Source organism: Pseudomonas sp. FBCC-B35 (assembly GCF_059133755.1).
The window spans coordinates 1244770-1263030 of sequence record NZ_CP101439.1; the positions used below are offsets into that span (position 1 = coordinate 1244770).

Sequence of the window (18261 nt, forward strand, 5' to 3'; positions counted from 1 at the left end):
TGTACTGTTTGCACACCGCTTCACTTCAACGACAGGCGCTATGACTCTGATTCTAGGTATCGACCCCGGCTCGCGCATCACAGGTTATGGCGTTGTTCGCCAGACCGCACGTGGTTGCGAGTACGTGGCCTCAGGCTGCATCCGCACAGGCAGTGGTGAACTGCACGAGCGTTTGCAGATCGTGTTTCGTGGGGTCAGCGAAGTCATCGGCCAGCATGGCCCGGTGACCATGGGCATCGAGCGAGTTTTCATGGCCCGCAACGCCGATTCGGCCCTCAAGCTGGGGCAGGCCCGAGGCGCGGCCATCGTCGCAGCGGCTGAAGCAGGGCTGGAAATCGCCGAGTACAGCGCCACCCAGGTCAAGCAGGCGGTGGCTGGTACGGGCGGGGCGAACAAGGACCAGGTGATGATGATGGTCATGCACCTGCTCAAGCTGACCCAAAAGCCCCAGATCGATGCTTCCGACGCGCTGGCCATTGCCTTGTGCCATGCCCACACCCGTTCGAGTCTGGTGCCCCATGGGCTGTCTACGGCGCGTCGGCGCGGTGGGCGCTTGCGTCTGTAAGCGCTTCATGCGCTGATACACATTTTGTGCAGGCGGAGCGTCCGCCTGCCGTATTTGCTGATAGGGTTGAGCGGCCATCGGGCAGCTCCCCGTGAAAAGGATCGAAACGTGATCGGACGTTTGCGCGGCACCCTGGCGGAAAAGCAGCCGCCGCACCTCATCATCGACGTCAATGGCGTGGGCTACGAACTGGAAGTCCCCATGACGACGCTCTATCGCCTGCCCAAGGTCGGCGAGCCGGTAACGGTGCACACGCACCTTGTGGTGCGTGAAGACGCCCACCTGCTCTATGGCTTTGCCGAAAAGCGCGAGCGCGAATTGTTCCGCGAGCTCATTCGGCTCAACGGTGTGGGCCCCAAGCTGGCCCTGGCACTGATGTCCGGGCTTGAGATCGATGAGCTGGTGCGCTGCGTGCAGGCCCAGGACGCCTCGGTATTGGTACGCGTACCCGGTGTAGGCAAAAAAACGGCAGAGCGCCTGCTGGTCGAGCTCAAGGACCGCTTCAAGGCTTGGGAAACGTCCCCGGCCATGTTCGCGCTGGTGTCCGATGGGCCATTGCCGGCCGCCAGCGAGTCCAGCGCCGAGGCGGATGCGGTCAGCGCCCTGGTGTCCCTGGGCTACAAGCCCCAGGAAGCGAGCAAGGCCATCGGCGCGATCAAGGACAAGTCGGGGCTTTCCAGTGAAGAGCTGATTCGCCGCAGCCTCAAGGGGATGATTACCAAGTGATCGAAGCCGACCGCCTGATCGCTGCCAGTGGCCGCGACCGCGAAGAAGTCCAGGATCGCGCCATCCGGCCCTTGCGGCTGGAGGAGTACATTGGCCAGCCTGTGGTGCGCGAGCAGATGGCACTGTTCATCCAGGCGGCGCGCGGGCGCAGCGAGTCGCTCGACCACACGCTGATCTTCGGCCCGCCAGGCCTGGGCAAGACCACCCTGGCCAACATCATCGCCCACGAGATGGGGGTGTCGGTCAAAAGCACCTCGGGGCCGATCCTCGAGCGCCCTGGCGACCTGGCCGCCATGCTGACCAACCTTGAGCCTCATGACGTGCTCTTCATCGACGAGATCCACCGGCTGTCGCCGGTCGTCGAAGAAGTGCTCTATCCAGCCATGGAAGACTTTCAGCTCGACATCATGATCGGCGAAGGCCCGGCGGCCCGCTCGATCAAGCTCGACCTGCCACCTTTCACGCTGGTCGGTGCCACGACGCGCGCCGGCATGCTCACCAACCCGCTGCGCGACCGTTTCGGCATCGTGCAGCGGCTGGAGTTCTACAGCGACAAGGACCTGGCGACCATCGTCAGCCGTTCGGCCAACATCCTGGGCCTGGTCATCGAGGACCTCGGTGCCTATGAGATCGCGCGCCGTGCCCGCGGCACACCGCGCATTGCCAACCGCTTGCTGCGGCGGGTGCGCGACTACGCCGAGGTACGCGGCAAGGGCCAGATCACCAAGGCCGTGGCCGACATGGCGCTCAACCTGCTGGACGTCGATGAGCGCGGCTTCGACCATTCCGACAGGCGCCTGCTGCTGACCATGATCGAGAAGTTCGACGGTGGCCCGGTCGGCGTCGACAACCTTGCCGCCGCCATCAGCGAAGAGCGTCACACCATCGAGGACGTGCTTGAGCCTTACCTCATCCAGCAGGGCTACATCATGCGTACGCCCCGTGGCCGTGTGGTGACCCGACACGCCTACCTGCACTTCGGGCTGAATGTTCCCGGGCGATTGGGGGAGGGCGCGGATTTTTCCGAGCCGGGTGATGAATGACAGATCGAAACACGCTTTTCGTGGTCCTACCGCTGGCATGCCCAGGGGGCCATGGCACCCGGATATCGATAGTGAAAAAACAGTTGTCACAGCGGATTGGCAAGCCAAGGAGTAAGCACTAGAGTATGCGCGCGCAAAAAGGCCTGGAACCGTTCGCACACCGTTGTCGCGTCTATTACGAAGATACCGATGCCGGTGGTGTGGTGTATTACGTCAATTACCTGAAATTCATGGAGCGCGCGCGCACCGAACGCTTGCGGCACCTGGGCTTTTCCCAGTCGCAACTGGCTGAAGACAACCTGCTGTTCGTGGTCCATTCCAGCGAAGCGCGTTACCACGTGCCGGCGCGGCTGGACGATGAATTGCGGGTGACCGCGCAAGTACTTGAACTCAATCGCGCCAGCTTGCGCTTCGTGCAGCAAGTGTGGCGGGAAAAGGACGACGCACTGCTTTGTGAAGGGCGGTTTCTGATCGCCGCCGTGCGCGCCGACACTTTCAAACCCCGAGCCATACCTCCCCAGCTGCGCGACGCCTTTGCGGCAGACGGCTCGGGTAATCAATCGAATGCAGGAGAATAAGCGTGGAAGCTAACGTCGTCGACCATACCTCCATGTGGAGTCTGGTCAGTAACGCCAGCGTTGTGGTGCAGCTGGTGATGCTGACCCTGGTGGCCGCCTCGGTCACCTCGTGGATCATGATTTTCCAGCGCAGCACCATGCTGCGCGCCGGTCGTCGTGCGCTCGATGCTTTCGAGGAGCGCTTCTGGTCGGGTATCGACCTGTCCAAGCTGTACCGTCAGGCAGGCAGCAACCCGGACCCGGACTCGGGTGTGGAGCAGGTCTTCCGTGCAGGCTTCAAGGAGTTTTCCCGTCTGCGCCAGCAACCTGGCGTTGATCCGGACGCCGTGATGGAAGGGGTTGGCCGTGCCATGCGCGTCGCCATCTCCCGCGAAGAAGAAAAGCTCGAGCAGAGTTTACCGTTCCTGGCGACCGTGGGTTCGACCAGCCCCTATATCGGCCTGTTCGGGACCGTGTGGGGCATCATGAACTCCTTCCGCGGCCTGGCAAGTGCGCAACAAGCCACGCTGGCTACCGTTGCCCCCGGCATCGCCGAAGCGCTGATCGCCACGGCCATCGGCCTGTTCGCAGCCATTCCGGCGGTCATCGCATACAACCGCTTTGCGGCCCGCAGTGAAACGCTGATCAGCCGTTACTACACCTTCGCCGACGAGTTCCAGGCGATCCTGCACCGCAAAGTGCACACCAGCGAAGAGTAATCAGGTACAAGCCCATGGCCCGAGTTCGCCACAAACGCAAGCCCGTCGCCGAGATGAACGTGGTGCCCTACATCGACGTGATGCTGGTGCTGCTGGTCATCTTCATGGTGACGGCGCCCATGCTCAATCAGGGCGTGAAGGTCGATCTGCCCAAGGTTTCCAGCGAAGCCTTGCCGCAGGACAACAACGTCCAGATCCTCACCATTTCCATCAAGGCCGACAAGACCTACTACTGGAACCTTGGCAGCGAAGTCGATACCGACAAGCAAATGGACAAGGCTATGACCTTGCCGGCCATGACCGACGCCGTTACCAAGATCATCGCGGCCGGTCGCGACCAGGGCAAACAGACCCAGGTATTCATCCGTGGCGACAAGGCGGTGGACTACGGCGCGGTCATGGGTGCCATGGGCGGGCTGCAGAAAGCCGGTGTCGGTAACGTCGGCCTGATTACCGAGGCACCCTGATGCAACAGCGAGAGCCCTCTGCCTCGGAAAGCTACTTCTGGCCCAGTGTCTGGGCCATCGGCCTGCATGTGCTGGTGTTTGGCATGCTGTTCGCAAGCTTTGCCATGACGCCTGAACTGCCACCGTCCAAGCCGATCGTTCAGGCTACGCTCTATCAGCTCAAGTCCAAGAGCCAGGCGACTACCCAGACCAACCAGAAGATTGCCGGGGAAGCGAAGAAAACCGCTTCGCGTCAGACCGAGGTCGAGCAGCTTGAGCAGAAGAAGGTCGAGCAGGAAGCGGTGAAAGCCGCGGAACAAAAGAAAGCCGACGCTGCTCAAAAGGCCCAGGAGGCACGCGAGGCTGCCGAGGCCAAAAAGGCCGAGGACGCGGCCAAGGCTGCCGAAACGGCCAAAGCTGCTGAAGCCAAGAAAGCGGCCGAAGCCAAGAAGGCCGATGAGGCGAAGAAGGCTGCCGAGAAACAGCAAGCTGACATCGCTAAGAAAAAGGCTGAAGAAGAAGCGAAGAAAAAAGCCGAAGAAGAGGCCAAGAAGCAGGCCGCTGAAGAGGCGAAGAAGCAAGCTGCCGAGGAGGCCAAGAAGAAAGCCGCCGAGGATGCGAAGAAAAAAGCGGCCGAAGACGCCAAGAAGAAGGCGGCAGCGGCCGAAGAAGCGAAGAAGAAGGCAGCCGAGGACGCCAAGAAAAAGGCCGCAGCGGATGCCCAGAAGAAAAAGGCACAGGAAGCAGCTCGCAAGGCGGCTGAAGACAAGAAGGCACAGGCCCTGGCCGAGCTCTTGTCCGACACCACCGAGCGGCAGCAGGCGCTGGCCGACGAGCAGGGTGACCAGGTGGCCGGCGACTTCGACGACCTGATCCGTATGCGCGCGGCAGAAGGCTGGGCTCGCCCGCCATCGGCGCGTAAAGGCATGACGGTGGTACTGCAGATCAACATGTTGCCCGATGGCACCATCACCAGCGTCAGCGTGGCCCGGTCAAGCGGTGACGGCCCCTATGACAGCTCGGCGGTGGCAGCGGTGAAGAACATCGGTCGCCTGACTGAAATGCAGGGCATGAAGCCGAGCGATTTCAACCAATATCGCTCGTTCAAGATGACATTTACACCTGAGGATCTAGCGTTGTGATTAAACGTCTGAGAGGACTGCTGGTCATGCTGTGCTGCGTGGCAGGCATGGCCGTAGCAGAGGAAAAGAACATCCTGGTCACCAGTGGCAGTGACCGGGCAACGCCAATTGCAGTGGTGCCGTTCGCTGTTCAGGGTGGCAGTGTGCTGCCTGAAGACATGGCCGACATCATCGGCAACGACCTGCGCAACTCCGGCTACTACTCGCCCATCCCGCGCCAGAACATGATCAGCCAGCCCTCCCAGGCCAGCGAAGTCATCTTCCGCGACTGGAAGGCGCTGGGTGCCCAGTACGTGATGGTGGGCAGCATCGTGCCCTCCGGTGGTCGCCTGCAGGTGCAATACGCCCTGTTCAACGTCGCCACCGAGCAGCAGGTCCTGACCGGCAGCGTTGCCGGCACCACCGACCAGCTGCGCGACATGTCGCACTACATCGCCGACCAGTCGTTCGAGAAGCTCACCGGTATCAAGGGTGCCTTCTCCACGCGCATGCTGTACGTGACGGCCGAGCGCTTCTCTACGAACAACACGCGCTACACCTTGCAGCGTTCGGACTATGACGGTGCCCGCGCCGTGACCCTGCTGCAGTCCCGCGAGCCGATCCTGTCGCCGCGCTTCGCGCCCGATGGCAAACGCATCGCCTATGTATCGTTCGAGCAGAAGCGCCCGCGTATCTTCGTTCAACACATCGACACCGGTCGCCGTGAACAGGTCACCAACTTCGAGGGCCTCAATGGCGCACCTGCCTGGTCGCCCGATGGTTCGCGCCTGGCCTTCGTGCTGTCCAAGGATGGGAACCCGGACATCTATGTGATGAACGTGGCCTCGCGTCAGATCAGCCGCGTGACTGCCGGCCCTGGCATCAATACCGAGCCATTCTGGGGTAAGGACGGCAACACCCTGTACTTCACGTCCGACCGTGGCGGCAAACCGCAGATCTACAAACAGTCGGTCAGTGGCGGCAGCGCCGAGCGTGTAACGTTCGTGGGTAACTACAACGCCAACCCGAAACTCTCGGCAGACGAAAAGACCCTGGTGATGATTCACCGCCAACAGGGTTTCACCAACTTCAAAGTTGCCGCTCAGGACTTGCAACGCGGAAGTGTAAAGATTCTCTCGGAAACAAGTCTTGATGAGTCTCCCACTGTTGCGCCCAACGGCACCATGCTAATCTACGCCACCCGCCAGCAGGGCCGGGGAGTCTTGATGCTCGTGTCGCTTAATGGCCGCGTGAGGCTCCCACTTCCTACCGCTCAAGGCGAAGTCAGAGAACCGTCCTGGTCCCCTTACCTGAACTGATTGCGGCGTAATACGTTTTGCTTAACACACTGGGGTTTCATTAGGAGTTTCACGATGGAAATGCTGAAGTTTGGTAAATTCGCTGCGCTGGCTCTGGCCATGGCTGTGGCTGTAGGTTGCTCCTCCAAGGGCGGTGACAACGCAGGTGAAGGCGCTGGCGCCGTTGATCCGAACGCTGGCTACGGTGCCAACACCGGCGCAGTCGACGGTTCCCTGAGCGAAGAAGCCGCTCTGCGCGCAATCACCACCTTCTACTTCGAATACGACAGCTCGGACCTGAAGCCAGAAGCCATGCGCGCTCTGGACGTTCACGCCAAGGACCTGAAAGCCAACGGCAACCGCGTTGTCCTGGAAGGCAACACCGACGAGCGCGGCACCCGCGAGTACAACATGGCTCTGGGTGAGCGTCGTGCCAAGGCCGTTCAGCGCTACCTGGTTCTGCAGGGCGTTTCCCCTGCTCAGCTGGAAGTGGTTTCCTACGGCGAAGAGCGTCCAGTTGCTACCGGCAACGACGAGCAGTCCTGGGCTCAAAACCGTCGCGTAGAACTGCGTAAGTAAGTTCCTATGCGTAAGTGCCGCCGTGCAGTAACCGTCCTCGCACTCAGCCTGCCCCTTTCGGCGTGGGCTGCAGTCCCTGTAGTAGATGACAACACAGGCAGCTATCCGCCTGCGGGTTATGGCACGAGCGGCGCCTATGCCGGGTCAGGGGCTTCGGCCCCTGCCTCTGCACAGGGCCAGCTGTTCATGCAGCTGCAACAGATGCAGGATCAGCTTTCCCGCCAGCAAGGCATCATCGAAGAGTTGCAAAACGATGTGTCTCGCATGAAGCAGGAAAACCTGGAGCGATACCAGGACCTGGACCGTCGCATCAACAGTGGCGCCGCGCCTGCCGCGACCCCTGACAATTCTTCCGCCGGTGGTGCCTCTGGCGCCGCCGCGGGGGCTGCAGCCGGTGCTGCTGCCCAACAACCGGCCGCCAGTAGCGAGCCCGGTGATCCGGCCAAGGAAAAGCTCTACTACGATGCTGCCTTCGACCTGATCAAGCAAAAAGACTTCGACAAGGCCAGCCAGGCGTTCAACGCCTTCCTGCGCAAGTACCCCAACAGCCAATATGCCGGTAATGCACAGTATTGGCTGGGCGAAGTGAACTTGGCCAAAGGTGACCTGCAGGGTGCAAGCCAGGCATTCGCTCAGGTAAGCCAGAAGTACCCCAAGCACAGCAAGGTGCCAGACTCCTTGTACAAGCTGGCCGATGTCGAGCGTCGTCTCGGTCACACGGACAAGGTGAAGGGTATTCTCCAGCAGGTGGTGACCCAATATCCGGGCACATCGGCTGCGCAATTGGCGCAACGAGACCTGCAAAAGCTGTGAAGTGATGCGGCGCTTGCCTGCCGTTCGAAAGAAACCCGCGCCTGGCGCGGGTTTTTTCGTTAGAATCACCGCCCTTTTTTCGTAAACACGCTGTCACGGATAACGCTATGTCGAGTCCGTGCCAGTGCCTGACGGAGGCGGGCAGCCTGTTTTGCTGTCACGCCCGTGGCGATCATGCAAGATACATTACGCATCACCGAAGTCTTTTACTCATTGCAGGGTGAAACACGAACGGCTGGGCTGCCCACGGTATTCGTGCGGCTCACCGGTTGCCCCCTGCGCTGCCAATACTGCGACAGCGCCTATGCCTTCAGTGGCGGCACACTGCGCAGCCTCGATTCGATCCTTGAACAGGTGGCTGGCTTCAAGCCGCGTTATGTCTGCGTGACGGGCGGTGAGCCCCTTGCCCAGCCTAACGCCTTGCCCCTGTTGCAGCGCCTGTGCGATGCCGGTTACGAGGTTTCGCTGGAAACCAGCGGCGCGCTCGATATCGCCGGCACCGACACCCGTGTCAGCCGCGTCGTCGACCTGAAAACCCCGGGTTCGGAAGAATCGCACCGCAACCGCTATGAGAACATTGAGCACCTGACGCCCAACGACCAGGTCAAGTTCGTCATCTGCTCTCGCGAAGATTACGACTGGGCGGTGTCCAAGCTGATCCAGTACAACCTGGCCGAGCGCGCCGGCGAAGTATTGTTCTCGCCGAGCCACCACCAGGTGAGCGCCACTGACCTGGCTGACTGGATCGTTGCCGACAACTTGCCTGTCCGTTTTCAGCTTCAGCTGCACAAGCTGTTGTGGAACGACGAACCTGGGCGCTGAGCAAGAGAGTGAGACATGACTGATAAACGCGCAGTAATTCTTCTGTCCGGTGGCCTGGACTCGGCAACGGTAGTGGCCATGGCCAAGGCCCAGGGCTATGCCTGCTATACCATGAGCTTCGATTACGGCCAGCGTCACCGCGCCGAGCTTAACGCCGCTGCACGGGTCGCCCAGGACCTGGGCGTGGTAGAGCACAAGGTGATTGGGCTGAACCTGGATGGCATCGGTGGCTCGGCCCTGACTGACAGCAGCATCGATGTGCCGGAAACGCCGGGCGAGGGTATCCCGGTGACCTACGTGCCAGCGCGCAACACGGTGTTTCTGTCGCTGGCGCTGGGCTGGGCTGAAGTGCTGCAAGCCCGTGACATTTTCATCGGGGTCAACGCCGTGGATTATTCCGGCTACCCGGACTGCCGCCCCGAGTTCGTCGAAGCTTTCGAGCGCATGGCCAACCTGGCCACCAAGGCAGGCGTCGAAGGGCAGGGTTTCCGCATTCAGGCACCCTTGCAGAACATGAGCAAAGCCCAGATCGTCCAGGCCGGCGTGGCGCACGGGGTCGACTATAGCCTGACCGTATCGTGCTACCAGGCTGATGACGACGGGCGTGCTTGTGGCAGGTGCGACAGCTGCCGCCTGCGGGCTGAGGGCTTCAAGGCAGCCGCCGTGGCGGACCCGACGCGCTATTTTTAAGAAATTTTACCGAGGGGTGTTGATTTCTCTATAGAAATCAGTATTATACGCGCCATCCAACGGGTCGTTAGCTCAGTTGGTAGAGCAGTTGGCTTTTAACCAATTGGTCGTAGGTTCGAATCCTACACGACCCACCATCTTCGCAGCGGTTGCGAATACTTCAGCTAGACCACAGGGTCAGCGCCAAGTCTAGCAACCGTATGAATCGAGCAGTCAGCTCGCTTCTGTGTGAAATCTGTACGAAAAGCCCGCCCCTATCGGCGGGCTTTTTCGTTTCTGGTCAAAGCGCTTGGCCTATGGCCTGTCTGGCAGAGACTCTGCCTTTTTCACAGGCAGTGTTCTACATGCAAGTGCCCTCTGATGAAGTCTCAACGGGCGACTCCCTAGTGCAGGTGTACTAGATAGCCCTTTGCCCAATACTGCGGATGGGAAAATTCTCTGTCTAAGTAATGGCAGAGAGATGGCCAGTCATGCGCTCCCCAGTGAAACATCTGCTGTCGCTTGCACTCCTGTTAGGCGCCTTACCCGTCCACGCGGACAATGCCCCGAAGGGCGACTACTGGGTCGTTCATCATCAAGCCAGCCTGGGCAAGAGCAAGGCATACCTTGTAGACGGCGACCCCGGAAACATCTACGAGCGCCCCGGCGGCGTCAAATCCGTCGGCGTCTATCTGTTTGACCAGCAGCCCGGCAAGCCCGATTTCACGGTCTACGACGTCGAAGTCGACTGCAAGAACAAGCGGGCTCGTGTCACAGGAGCGCTTGACTTCAGCAGCGTGGCCAATACCTTGCGCAAGGCCAAGTTCTCCAACCAATGGCAGGGCGATCAACAACCGTGGTTGGCGCAAAGCCGTGATTTCATCTGTAAGCCAGCTGAGCGCCAAGCCCTCAAGATGGAGCACTTGGGCGTAATGTCAGCTTCGGAGTTGAGCCGCTCTGGCCCGAAGCTATTCGAGATACTGACACGCGAGGCGCTCAGGGCCGAGATCATCAGGCAGATCGATGACGCCTTCACACAGATGCCTGCCAAGTAACTGTCCACCAAGGAGAGAAGCCATGATCCGTCTGCTTGTGTTATGCCTGGGCGCTGTACTGCTTGGCGGATGCTCGTCGCTGGAGGCAACCAGTGCGTGGAAAGGCCGCCCGGTCGGCGAGCTGATCGATTACTTTGGCGTGCCCAGGATCATCATGGTGGCGCCTGATCAGGACATGGTGGTGCTCAGGTACGTGCGCGACAGCACGTATATTTCCCGGGAGGCTGCGGGCACCTATACCGGCCCTGAAAATGGCCAATTGGTGCACCGCGAGTATTGGCAGGATGTCGAGCACTCAGGCAGTTGCGAGATCAACGTTTTTGTCGACAGGGCGCACGTGGTGCAGAAAGTCAGGGCCAATGGTCGCTGTGCGGTCATTGACATGGCGCCCAAGGCGTAGCCCGGCAGTGGGAGGCAGGCACCGGGCGAATGCTCGCTGAGCGATTACCGATTTCGCCCCCCTTCATCATTGATTAAAAAAGCTTCCATCACAGGCAATAGCCATTGCGGATGCGTTTCATGAGGTGAATGATCAGCCAGTGCCAAGTTCAACAGCTGCGCCCCAGGCACTTGCTCTACCAACTCCAGTGCATTGGCTCGTGAAACCAGGCGATCACGATCGCCACGCACCACCAGCAATGGCGCGGTAATGCCCCCGACGCTGGCTGCGGGATAGCCGTGCTCACTGTCATCTAGCCACAACCCTCGGACGGCCTCCAGCAACCTTGCAAAGTCCGGTTGTGGGTTGATCGCCTCATAGCGAGCCACATCGTCGGCAAACAGGCCGCGCCACTTCGCGGCGGTGATGCCTTCGTACAGGGCCCGCGCAGGGTCGTTCTCTCCCAGCGCCCATTGAGCCCCAATGGTGACGAGTCGATCGACCGTGACGGCCTGCGAGGCGGCCATGCGCAGCGCGACGATTCCGCCATCGCTGTGCCCGATCAGGGTGACGCGTTCAAGCGCCAGGTGATCGATTACCCGCTCTACGTCGTGCTGCATGCGCGCATAGGTGAGTGGTGCGCCGCCTAGGGTAGACATGCCCTGGCCGCGGCTGTCGATGCCGATCACGCGCCAACGGCGGGCCAAGTGCGGGGTGATGGCATTGAAGCTTTCAATATGGCCAAGGCCGCCATGCAGCAGGATCAACGCGGGTGCGTCGGCTGCACCCAGTTGTTCGTAGTAAAGGCGTGCATCATCGACGGTGAGGTACTCGCCGCCCCGGTGGGTGAAGACAGTCATGTCGAAGTTGTCCATGTCGTCAGATGTTGGATCGGGCGACAGTGTACCGAGTTGCCCGCTTGAGCCCAATAAATCCAACCTATCGGGGCTTTTTATCGGGTCATCAACCTTGCGCACCGCACCTCTCGCCAGCCATGCTGTCAAAATGCCAACAACGCTGTTTTGACGTTCTCACGATCGTGTTATCCCAGCGCTACTTTCTCTTCATCAAGCTGCCGGAGACACCATGGCCGATTTGATCTTTGCGCAGCCTTTCGAAGCTGTAGGTTGCAAGCAATGCCGTGAGATGGCGGACCTGGGGTTCGGCATCACAATGGCCTTTCAACCTATCGTTCACCAGCCTTCGGGTAAACCCTACGCCTACGAGGCGTTGGTCAGAGGTGTCGGGGGGGAGGGGGCTGCGCAGGTGCTGGCCAAGGTCACACCCGATAACCTGTATCGCTTCGACCAGGCTTGCCGGGTCAAGGCCATCGAAAAAGCCTCCGAGCTTGGGCTCAACCGTGTGCAGGATTGCAAGCTCAGCATCAACTTCCTGCCCAACGCCGTGTACCGCCCCGCCACCTGTATCCGCGCGACGCTCGAGGCCTCCAGGCAGTTCGATTTTCCGGCCGACAGGCTGATTTTCGAAGTGACCGAAGGCGAACGGGTCGAGGACACCGAACACCTGAAGTCCATTTTCCGCGAGTACGACCGGCAGGGCTTCACCACGGCCATTGATGATTTCGGCTCAGGCTATTCGGGCCTGAACCTGCTTGCCGAGTTTCAACCGGACCTCCTGAAGCTGGACATGGCGCTGACACGCAACCTTGGCGCCGACCCGGTGCGTCAGGCGATCGTGGCAGGCATCGTGCTGGTGGCGCGGCGGCTGGACATTCTGTTGGTCGCTGAGGGCGTGGAAACAGCAGCCGAGTGCCAGGCGTTGGCCGCGCTGGGTATCGAGCTGATGCAAGGTTACTATTTTGCCCGCCCTGAAATCGAAGCGCTGCCGCTGATCGAACGCCTGCGTGGCTGAGTCCTGATGCTCATTCGGCCCACTCGGGGTCGCCGGTAAATACGACCGTCAGCCAGCGATTGGGCCCTTCGCCGCCGATGGCCTCGCCGATCTCGTTGCGCCAGGCATCCCACTGCTCGATGGTCTTGGCCGCCATCTGCGGCGGCACGATGAAGTACAGCTCAATCTCCCGCGAGCGTCCCACCTTGGCCACATAGGCGCGGTAGGACTGCAGGCCATGGCGTTCGACGAAAGCCTGCGCAACCGCGTCTACGTGCTGCTTGAGATCGCCCGGCGTGACGAGAAAGATATCCGCCAACGCCTGGCGAACGACCGACATTGGCAAGGGTACGATCACCAGGCAGACCAGTGCCAGCACGGCCGGGTCGATGTAGGGCGATACCCATTCAAGCGATGTGCCCTGCACGGCATAGCCAAAGCAGAAGGCGATCAACAGCGCCGCCGTGATGCTGGCGGACATCACCCAGCCCTTCACGTCCATGGCGACGAAGTCCGACCGCAGCTTGCGGTTGGCCTTGCCCTCGATCACCGCGATGCTCACGCAGGCGGTGACGGTGAGCGCCGCATAGACCATGGCGATACCAAACTCCAGGTGACGTCCACCTTCCAGCAGGCTGCTCACAGCGTTGATCAGGGCGTAGATGGCAACACCGCTGAGCAGGATGCCATTGAGTGCCAGCACCATCGGTTCCAGGTGCCAGAAGCCCATGGTGAAGCGCTCGCGCAGTTTGCGCGACATCTGCAGGCTGCTGGCATGGGAAGTGATCAGCCTGACCACCATCAACGACAGCCCGCTCATGCTGGCATCCACCAGCGAGTAGACGCCGTCGAACACGATGGAAAACGAGCCCGATGCCAAGCCAAAGGCAATGCCGATGCTGGCGATGAACAGGGTGACCGCGATCGAGGTGCGCAGCAGGCCCTGCTCACTGGTGATATCGAAGAAACCGGGTGGGGTTGAGCTGTGCATGGTCGGTACGCGTCATCCCTCGGCGATACAGTTGGGCGGCGCCGCTCTGAACGCCTTGGTCAACCAGGCCAGGTACACCAGGCCCAGCGTGGCCCAGACCCCGCCGAACAGCAGCGAGTGCATGTTCAGGTCCAGCCACAGCGAAACGATGATACAAAAGCCTGTGGTGGGCAGTACCAGGTACTTCAGCTGGTTGGCCAGCCCTCGGCGATTGCCCTCTCGCAGGTAGCAGTGATTGATCACCGACAAGTTGACGAAGCTGAACGCCACCAATGCACCGAAGTTGATGATGGAGGTGGCGGTGACCAGGTCGAAGAAGATGGCCGACAGCGAAATCCCCCCCACCACGGCAATGTTCAGTACTGGGGTCTTGTAGCGTGAATGCAACCGCGCAAAAACGCTCGCGGGTATGACCTTGTCACGGCCCATTACATATAGCAGGCGCGACACGCTGGTCTGCGACGCCAGCCCCGAGGCGATGGTGTTGATCACCGTGCACGCGATGAAGACCGACTGGAACAGCTTGCCGCCCACGTACAGAGCGATTTCCGGCAGCGCCGCTTCCTGATCGTGAAAGCGTGCCATGGTGGGGAAGTAGGCCTGAATGAAGTAGGAAACGGTGATGAATACAACGCCGCCGATCAATGCCGTGAGGAAGATGGCCCGCGGTATGGTTTTGGCTGGGTCGCGCGTTTCCTCGGACAGGCACGTGACCGCATCGAAACCCAGGAATGAGAAGCACAGAATGGTTGCACCAGCGGCCAGGGCGCTCAGGTGGGTCTGCTGGTCGGCGAAGGGCAACAGGCTCCATGCGGTGCCCAGGCCTTCGCCCTGGTCCAGCCCGCGTACGCACAGGTAGATGAACACCGCGATGATCGCCACCTGCACGCCAACGAACAGCAGGTTGAAATGCGCAACCAGATTGACGCTGCGCATGTTGATCAGGCTGATCAGGGACACGAAGGCCACGACCCAGACCCACTGTGGCACCTCGGGGAACATGGCAGACAGGTACAGTTTGGCCAGCAAGGCGTTGACCATGGGCAGCAACAGGTAGTCCAGCAAGGAAGACCAGCCTACCAGGAAGCCCACGTGTGGATTGATGGCACGTTGGGTGTAGGTGTAGGCCGATCCCGACTGGGGAAAGCGCTTGACCAGGGTTCCGTAGCTGACTGCCGTGAACAGGATGCCGGCCAGGGCCAGTATATAGGCGCTCGGTACGTGCCCAGCGGTGATGCCTGACACGATGCCGAAGGTGTCGAACACGGTCATGGGCGTCAGGTAAGCCAGGCCAATGATGATCACATGCCACAAACGCAAGGTCTTGCGCAGTTGGCCGGCTTCGGGTGCGTTGGGTTCAGGCTGCATGCTGACGGGGCTCCTGGGCGAGGGCTTGAAAGACAGGCACAGCGAAGGGCGCAGGCAGCAGCGGCGAGCGGGTGGGCTCCATATTGTTCACCTTTATGTTGGAGCAGCAGAGGCGTGACTGGATCACGCAAGTGATCAAAATAAAAAACGATAGGGTCTTGGGTGTCAAGTTAAACATGACAAGGTGTTTCGAATGCGCGATTTTTATCGATAAAACCGCAAACTCAAGCGTTTCTAACGTCGTTTTTGTGAATGCAAATGACATAAGCGTGTTCGTAAAAATTGACATCTTTGAAGTGGGCCTGTCCAACGGGCCGCCCTGCCTTTCCAGTGGCGCGGCCGCCAATCATCCTGGCCTTCGGTGATATGCTGCATTTTCCTGGCTGCGCAGGCGATGTGCGAGCCTTTATGGACATCAATCGGTTTAATTCATGACGAAGACTTCAGTAGCAATCCTGTCCGGCGTAGCGGTGGCCGTTGTCGCAGTGGTCGTTGGCGGAGCCTGGTACACCGGCAAGCAACTGCCGGGTGAGCTGGACCATGCCTTGGCCCTGAGCAACGCGCAGCTGCAAAAGTCACTGGTGAACACAGGTGGTAGCGTACGCATCGAGTTGGTATCGCTGGACCAGCGTTGGTTCAGCAGCACGGCACACTACCGTGTGATCGCTCGCGATGTGCATGCCAACAGCCAACAGGTGGTAAATTTTGATGTAGGCGTGACCGATCAGATCGAGCACGGCCCGTTCCCATGGTCTCGCGTCAAGACCCTCAGGTTGTTGCCAGTGTTGGCGCTGAGCAATACCACGCTGGACAAGGACGAAGTCACGGCGCCTTGGTACGCAGCCGCCGGTGACCGCGTGCCGTTCAGCGCCCAGACCAGCATGGGGTACGGCGGCAGTGTCGACAGCCAGGTTCACCTGGCGCCGGTCAAGCTCGAGGATGCCAACGGCACCAGCCTGGCGTTCTCGGGCATGGAACTTGGGGTCAGCGGGGATCGCGATGGCAAGGATTCGCGCTTCCATGGCGAGGCCGACCACTTCCTGATGAAACTGGTAAGTGAAGACCAGCCGCCCGTCATCTTTGAACTCAATGGGCTGAAGTTGGGTGGCAAGCTGGCGGCGACTGCGCATGACAACCTGTTCACGGGCAACGCTGACCTGTATCTGGCAGAGACCAAGGTCACTCTCGGGCCCAGGCAACAGGCGCTGGTCATCAAAGGGGGCGAGCTCAGTACCCTGCAAAGCCTCGAAGGCCCCGACACCTTTGGCGGGCGCGTTGAATACAAACTCGGGGACATCACTTGGGATGGGCGAGCGGTCGGTAAGGCCCAGATGATCGTCGGCTTCAAGTCCATCCATGCGCCCGCGCTGCAAGCGCTGAGCAACTGGTATGCAGCGCATTTGCCTGAGTTCGAGGCCGCGGCAACTGCCGGGCAGTCGGCGCCACAGATCAACATGACCGAAGCCGAAAAGGCCAAGTTCCAGGGCGACTTGCGCACGCTGCTGGCGGCAAAACCCAAGGTGGCGCTCGAAGACTTGAGCCTCAAGACCGCCAATGGCGAGAGTCACTTCAATGTGGCAATGGACTTCGATGCGCCGTCTTCCTTCGACTTGCCACAAGATCAGGCGCTAAAGCAGATGGTGACGCAGGTCACCGGCAAGCTGTCCTTGTCCAAGCCGATGCTAGGGGACCTGGCCACCTTGCAAGCGCTGCTGGACGGTCAGACCGATGCCCAGGCCATCGCTACGCAGTCTGGCCAGGCAGGGGAAATGGTCGGTTTGATGGCCGTGCAAAGCGGCCTGGCCACGGTGGAGGGCGATAAAGTGATCAGCGCGTTGCACTACGCCGATGGCATGGTTGATTTCAACGGCCAAAAAATGACGCTCGAAGCCTTTGCCGCGTTCGTTAACACGCAGCTGGCAATGCTCTCGCCGCAGCGCTGACAGCCCGGCGCTACCTGCCCTTGGGCCGCTGGCGCGAGGGCAGGTAGGGGTTGGATAAAAACCGCTTTAGAAATCTCGGGTTTCTCTGTAGCCTTCGGCCTCCATAATAATCCGCGCCCGCAGAGGGCCGTGGCGGCCTGCGCCGTCCGGCGCCCTTAGCCGATCTGTCAGGGCCGGGTGATACACTCGATTTGATGCGCGCACGCGCCTGCAGGTCCAGCGATCATGACCCAGATTTCCGAACGCTTGTTGGTTCAGGCTCACCTTGACGCCAAGCAGCCCAATCCGCTGACAGACGAGCAGCAGGCCGAATACCGTGCGGCCATCGCTGCCGAGCTCAAGGCGCAAAATGCCGTGCTGGTTGCTCATTACTACTGCGACCCGGTCATCCAGGCCCTGGCGGAGGAAACCGGCGGCTGTGTGTCCGACTCGCTGGAAATGGCTCGTTTTGGCAAGCAGCACCCTGCCGAGACCGTGATCGTGGCAGGCGTGCGCTTCATGGGCGAAACCGCCAAGATTCTTACGCCTCACAAGCGCGTGCTGATGCCCACCCTCGAAGCGACCTGCTCGCTCGACCTGGGTTGCCCCATCGAAGAATTCTCTGCCTTCTGTGACCAGCACCCCGAGCGTACCGTGGTGGTTTACGCCAACACGTCCGCTGCCGTGAAGGCACGGGCCGATTGGGTGGTCACCTCCAGTTGCGCGCTGGAGATCGTCGAAAGCCTGATGGACAATGGCGAGACCATCATCTGGGGCCCGGATCAGCATTTGGGTCGCTACATCCAGAAGCAGACGGGTGCCGACATGCTGCTGTGGGACGGTGCCTGCATCGTTCATGAGGAGTTCAAGTCGCGTCAGCTCGCCGACATGAAGGCCCTGTACCCGGACGCTGCGGTGCTGGTCCATCCCGAGTCGCCGGAGTCGGTGATCGACCTGGCGGATGCCGTGGGCTCCACCAGCCAACTGATCAAGGCTGCCCAGACGCTACCGAACAAAACCTTCATCGTCGCCACCGACCGCGGCATCTTCTACAAGATGCAGCAGCTGTGCCCGGACAAGGTATTTGTGGAAGCCCCCACCGCCGGTAACGGCGCGGCCTGCCGCAGCTGCGCCCACTGCCCGTGGATGGCGATGAATACGCTGGAGCGCGTGCTCGATTGTCTGCGCAATGGCGGCGACGAGATCTTCGTCGACCCAGCCTTGGTGCCCAAAGCCATCAAGCCGCTGAACCGGATGCTGGATTTCACCCAGGCGGCCAGGTTGAAGCTTTCCGGGAACGCGTGAGGCAAGCGCTGGCTTAAACGCTCATGTTGGCG

The 18261-nt window shown here is 60.6% G+C and carries 20 protein-coding genes and 1 tRNA gene; 18 read left to right on the forward strand and 3 right to left on the reverse strand.

Annotation, left to right across the window (positions count from 1 at the left end):
• Positions 1–40 precede the first annotated feature (40 nt).
• The 15 genes from ruvC (at position 41) to NMB38_RS05635 (ending at position 10813) form a co-directional block, all read left to right on the forward strand.
• Positions 41–565: a crossover junction endodeoxyribonuclease RuvC gene (gene ruvC / locus NMB38_RS05565; protein WP_023536229.1), complete on the forward strand. Its 525-nt coding sequence runs from the start codon at positions 41–43 to the stop codon at positions 563–565.
• A gap of 108 nt (positions 566–673) precedes the next feature.
• The gene (ruvA, locus tag NMB38_RS05570; protein WP_027914215.1) at positions 674–1291 is read left to right on the forward strand and encodes a Holliday junction branch migration protein RuvA; all 618 of its coding nucleotides are present in this window, start codon (positions 674–676) and stop codon (positions 1289–1291) included.
• On the forward strand, positions 1288–2334 hold the full coding sequence (gene ruvB / locus NMB38_RS05575; protein ID WP_023536242.1) for a Holliday junction branch migration DNA helicase RuvB: 1047 nt from the start codon (positions 1288–1290) through the stop codon (positions 2332–2334). Before ruvA ends, ruvB begins: the two co-directional genes overlap by 4 nt.
• Before the next feature lie 125 nt (positions 2335–2459).
• The gene (ybgC, locus tag NMB38_RS05580; protein WP_027914216.1) at positions 2460–2912 is read left to right on the forward strand and encodes a tol-pal system-associated acyl-CoA thioesterase; all 453 of its coding nucleotides are present in this window, start codon (positions 2460–2462) and stop codon (positions 2910–2912) included.
• 2 nt (positions 2913–2914) lie between these two features.
• A complete protein-coding gene (tolQ, locus tag NMB38_RS05585) occupies positions 2915–3610 on the forward strand; it encodes a protein TolQ (RefSeq protein WP_027914217.1) in 696 nt (231 codons plus the stop codon).
• Positions 3611–3624: 14 nt separating this feature from the next.
• Entirely contained in the window at positions 3625–4077 is a 453-nt protein-coding gene (gene tolR, locus NMB38_RS05590) for a protein TolR (RefSeq protein ID WP_003254760.1), read from the forward strand.
• Positions 4077–5198 carry a cell envelope integrity protein TolA gene (gene tolA / locus NMB38_RS05595; RefSeq protein ID WP_033694990.1) on the forward strand — a complete coding sequence of 374 codons (1122 nt, stop codon included), beginning with the start codon at positions 4077–4079 and terminating at the stop codon, positions 5196–5198. Before tolR ends, tolA begins: the two co-directional genes overlap by 1 nt.
• Before the next feature lie 26 nt (positions 5199–5224).
• The gene (gene tolB, locus NMB38_RS05600) at positions 5225–6496 is read left to right on the forward strand and encodes a Tol-Pal system beta propeller repeat protein TolB (protein WP_023536327.1); all 1272 of its coding nucleotides are present in this window, start codon (positions 5225–5227) and stop codon (positions 6494–6496) included.
• Positions 6497–6550: 54 nt separating this feature from the next.
• Positions 6551–7054: a peptidoglycan-associated lipoprotein Pal gene (gene pal / locus NMB38_RS05605; protein WP_023536326.1), complete on the forward strand. Its 504-nt coding sequence runs from the start codon at positions 6551–6553 to the stop codon at positions 7052–7054.
• 6 nt (positions 7055–7060) lie between these two features.
• Positions 7061–7867 carry a tol-pal system protein YbgF gene (gene ybgF / locus NMB38_RS05610; protein ID WP_028687384.1) on the forward strand — a complete coding sequence of 269 codons (807 nt, stop codon included), beginning with the start codon at positions 7061–7063 and terminating at the stop codon, positions 7865–7867.
• Between the two features lie 174 nt (positions 7868–8041).
• Positions 8042–8689 (forward strand): 7-carboxy-7-deazaguanine synthase QueE, encoded by a 648-nt coding sequence (queE, locus tag NMB38_RS05615; RefSeq protein WP_028687385.1) that lies wholly within the window; start codon positions 8042–8044, stop codon positions 8687–8689.
• Positions 8690–8704: 15 nt separating this feature from the next.
• Entirely contained in the window at positions 8705–9379 is a 675-nt protein-coding gene (gene queC / locus NMB38_RS05620; RefSeq protein ID WP_345956642.1) for a 7-cyano-7-deazaguanine synthase QueC, read from the forward strand.
• Between the two features lie 61 nt (positions 9380–9440).
• Positions 9441–9516 (forward strand) — tRNA-Lys (locus tag NMB38_RS05625).
• A gap of 345 nt (positions 9517–9861) precedes the next feature.
• Positions 9862–10413: a hypothetical protein gene (locus tag NMB38_RS05630; RefSeq protein WP_225806674.1), complete on the forward strand. Its 552-nt coding sequence runs from the start codon at positions 9862–9864 to the stop codon at positions 10411–10413.
• A gap of 22 nt (positions 10414–10435) precedes the next feature.
• Positions 10436–10813, forward strand: coding sequence for a hypothetical protein (locus NMB38_RS05635; protein WP_490806094.1), 378 nt, complete (start codon positions 10436–10438; stop codon positions 10811–10813).
• Positions 10814–10857: 44 nt separating this feature from the next.
• On the opposite strand, the gene NMB38_RS05640 is transcribed toward NMB38_RS05635, so the two are convergent.
• Positions 10858–11652, reverse strand: coding sequence for an alpha/beta fold hydrolase (locus NMB38_RS05640; RefSeq protein WP_392485290.1), 795 nt, complete (start codon positions 11650–11652; stop codon positions 10858–10860).
• A gap of 226 nt (positions 11653–11878) precedes the next feature.
• Here NMB38_RS05640 and NMB38_RS05645 point away from each other — a divergent pair, with 226 nt between their 5' ends.
• The gene (locus NMB38_RS05645) at positions 11879–12664 is read left to right on the forward strand and encodes an EAL domain-containing protein (protein WP_049696433.1); all 786 of its coding nucleotides are present in this window, start codon (positions 11879–11881) and stop codon (positions 12662–12664) included.
• A gap of 10 nt (positions 12665–12674) precedes the next feature.
• Here NMB38_RS05645 and NMB38_RS05650 read toward each other — a convergent pair whose 3' ends face one another.
• Positions 12675–13634, reverse strand: a complete 960-nt coding sequence (locus NMB38_RS05650) for a cation diffusion facilitator family transporter (protein ID WP_028687389.1) — start codon at positions 13632–13634, stop codon at positions 12675–12677.
• Positions 13635–13646: 12 nt separating this feature from the next.
• Positions 13647–15002, reverse strand: a complete 1356-nt coding sequence (locus NMB38_RS05655; RefSeq protein ID WP_494354916.1) for an APC family permease — start codon at positions 15000–15002, stop codon at positions 13647–13649.
• Positions 15003–15433: 431 nt separating this feature from the next.
• Here NMB38_RS05655 and NMB38_RS05660 point away from each other — a divergent pair, with 431 nt between their 5' ends.
• Together NMB38_RS05660 and nadA are read left to right on the forward strand one after the other, a co-directional pair.
• Entirely contained in the window at positions 15434–16945 is a 1512-nt protein-coding gene (locus tag NMB38_RS05660) for a YdgA family protein (protein WP_490806096.1), read from the forward strand.
• Between the two features lie 225 nt (positions 16946–17170).
• A complete protein-coding gene (gene nadA, locus NMB38_RS05665; protein ID WP_027914230.1) occupies positions 17171–18229 on the forward strand; it encodes a quinolinate synthase NadA in 1059 nt (352 codons plus the stop codon).
• Positions 18230–18261: the final 32 nt, after the last annotated feature.

Excerpts from the sequence above, each read along its gene's own strand:
- ruvC (WP_023536229.1), top strand. The coding sequence starts at position 41 with ATGACTCTGATTCTAGGTATCGACCCCGGCTCGCGCATCACAGGTTAT.
- ybgC (WP_027914216.1), top strand. The coding sequence starts at position 2,460 with ATGCGCGCGCAAAAAGGCCTGGAACCGTTCGCACACCGTTGTCGCGTC.
- tolR (WP_003254760.1), top strand. The coding sequence starts at position 3,625 with ATGGCCCGAGTTCGCCACAAACGCAAGCCCGTCGCCGAGATGAACGTG.
- tolA (WP_033694990.1), top strand. The coding sequence starts at position 4,077 with ATGCAACAGCGAGAGCCCTCTGCCTCGGAAAGCTACTTCTGGCCCAGT.
- tolB (WP_023536327.1), top strand. The coding sequence starts at position 5,225 with ATGCTGTGCTGCGTGGCAGGCATGGCCGTAGCAGAGGAAAAGAACATC.
- pal (WP_023536326.1), top strand. The coding sequence starts at position 6,551 with ATGGAAATGCTGAAGTTTGGTAAATTCGCTGCGCTGGCTCTGGCCATG.
- ybgF (WP_028687384.1), top strand. The coding sequence starts at position 7,061 with ATGCGTAAGTGCCGCCGTGCAGTAACCGTCCTCGCACTCAGCCTGCCC.
- queE (WP_028687385.1), top strand. The coding sequence starts at position 8,042 with ATGCAAGATACATTACGCATCACCGAAGTCTTTTACTCATTGCAGGGT.
- queC (WP_345956642.1), top strand. The coding sequence starts at position 8,705 with ATGACTGATAAACGCGCAGTAATTCTTCTGTCCGGTGGCCTGGACTCG.
- NMB38_RS05635 (WP_490806094.1), top strand. The coding sequence starts at position 10,436 with ATGATCCGTCTGCTTGTGTTATGCCTGGGCGCTGTACTGCTTGGCGGA.
- NMB38_RS05640 (WP_392485290.1), bottom strand. The coding sequence starts at position 11,652 with ATGACTGTCTTCACCCACCGGGGCGGCGAGTACCTCACCGTCGATGAT.
- NMB38_RS05645 (WP_049696433.1), top strand. The coding sequence starts at position 11,879 with ATGGCCGATTTGATCTTTGCGCAGCCTTTCGAAGCTGTAGGTTGCAAG.
- NMB38_RS05650 (WP_028687389.1), bottom strand. The coding sequence starts at position 13,634 with ATGCACAGCTCAACCCCACCCGGTTTCTTCGATATCACCAGTGAGCAG.
- NMB38_RS05655 (WP_494354916.1), bottom strand. The coding sequence starts at position 15,002 with ATGCAGCCTGAACCCAACGCACCCGAAGCCGGCCAACTGCGCAAGACC.
- NMB38_RS05660 (WP_490806096.1), top strand. The coding sequence starts at position 15,434 with ATGACGAAGACTTCAGTAGCAATCCTGTCCGGCGTAGCGGTGGCCGTT.
- nadA (WP_027914230.1), top strand. The coding sequence starts at position 17,171 with ATGACCCAGATTTCCGAACGCTTGTTGGTTCAGGCTCACCTTGACGCC.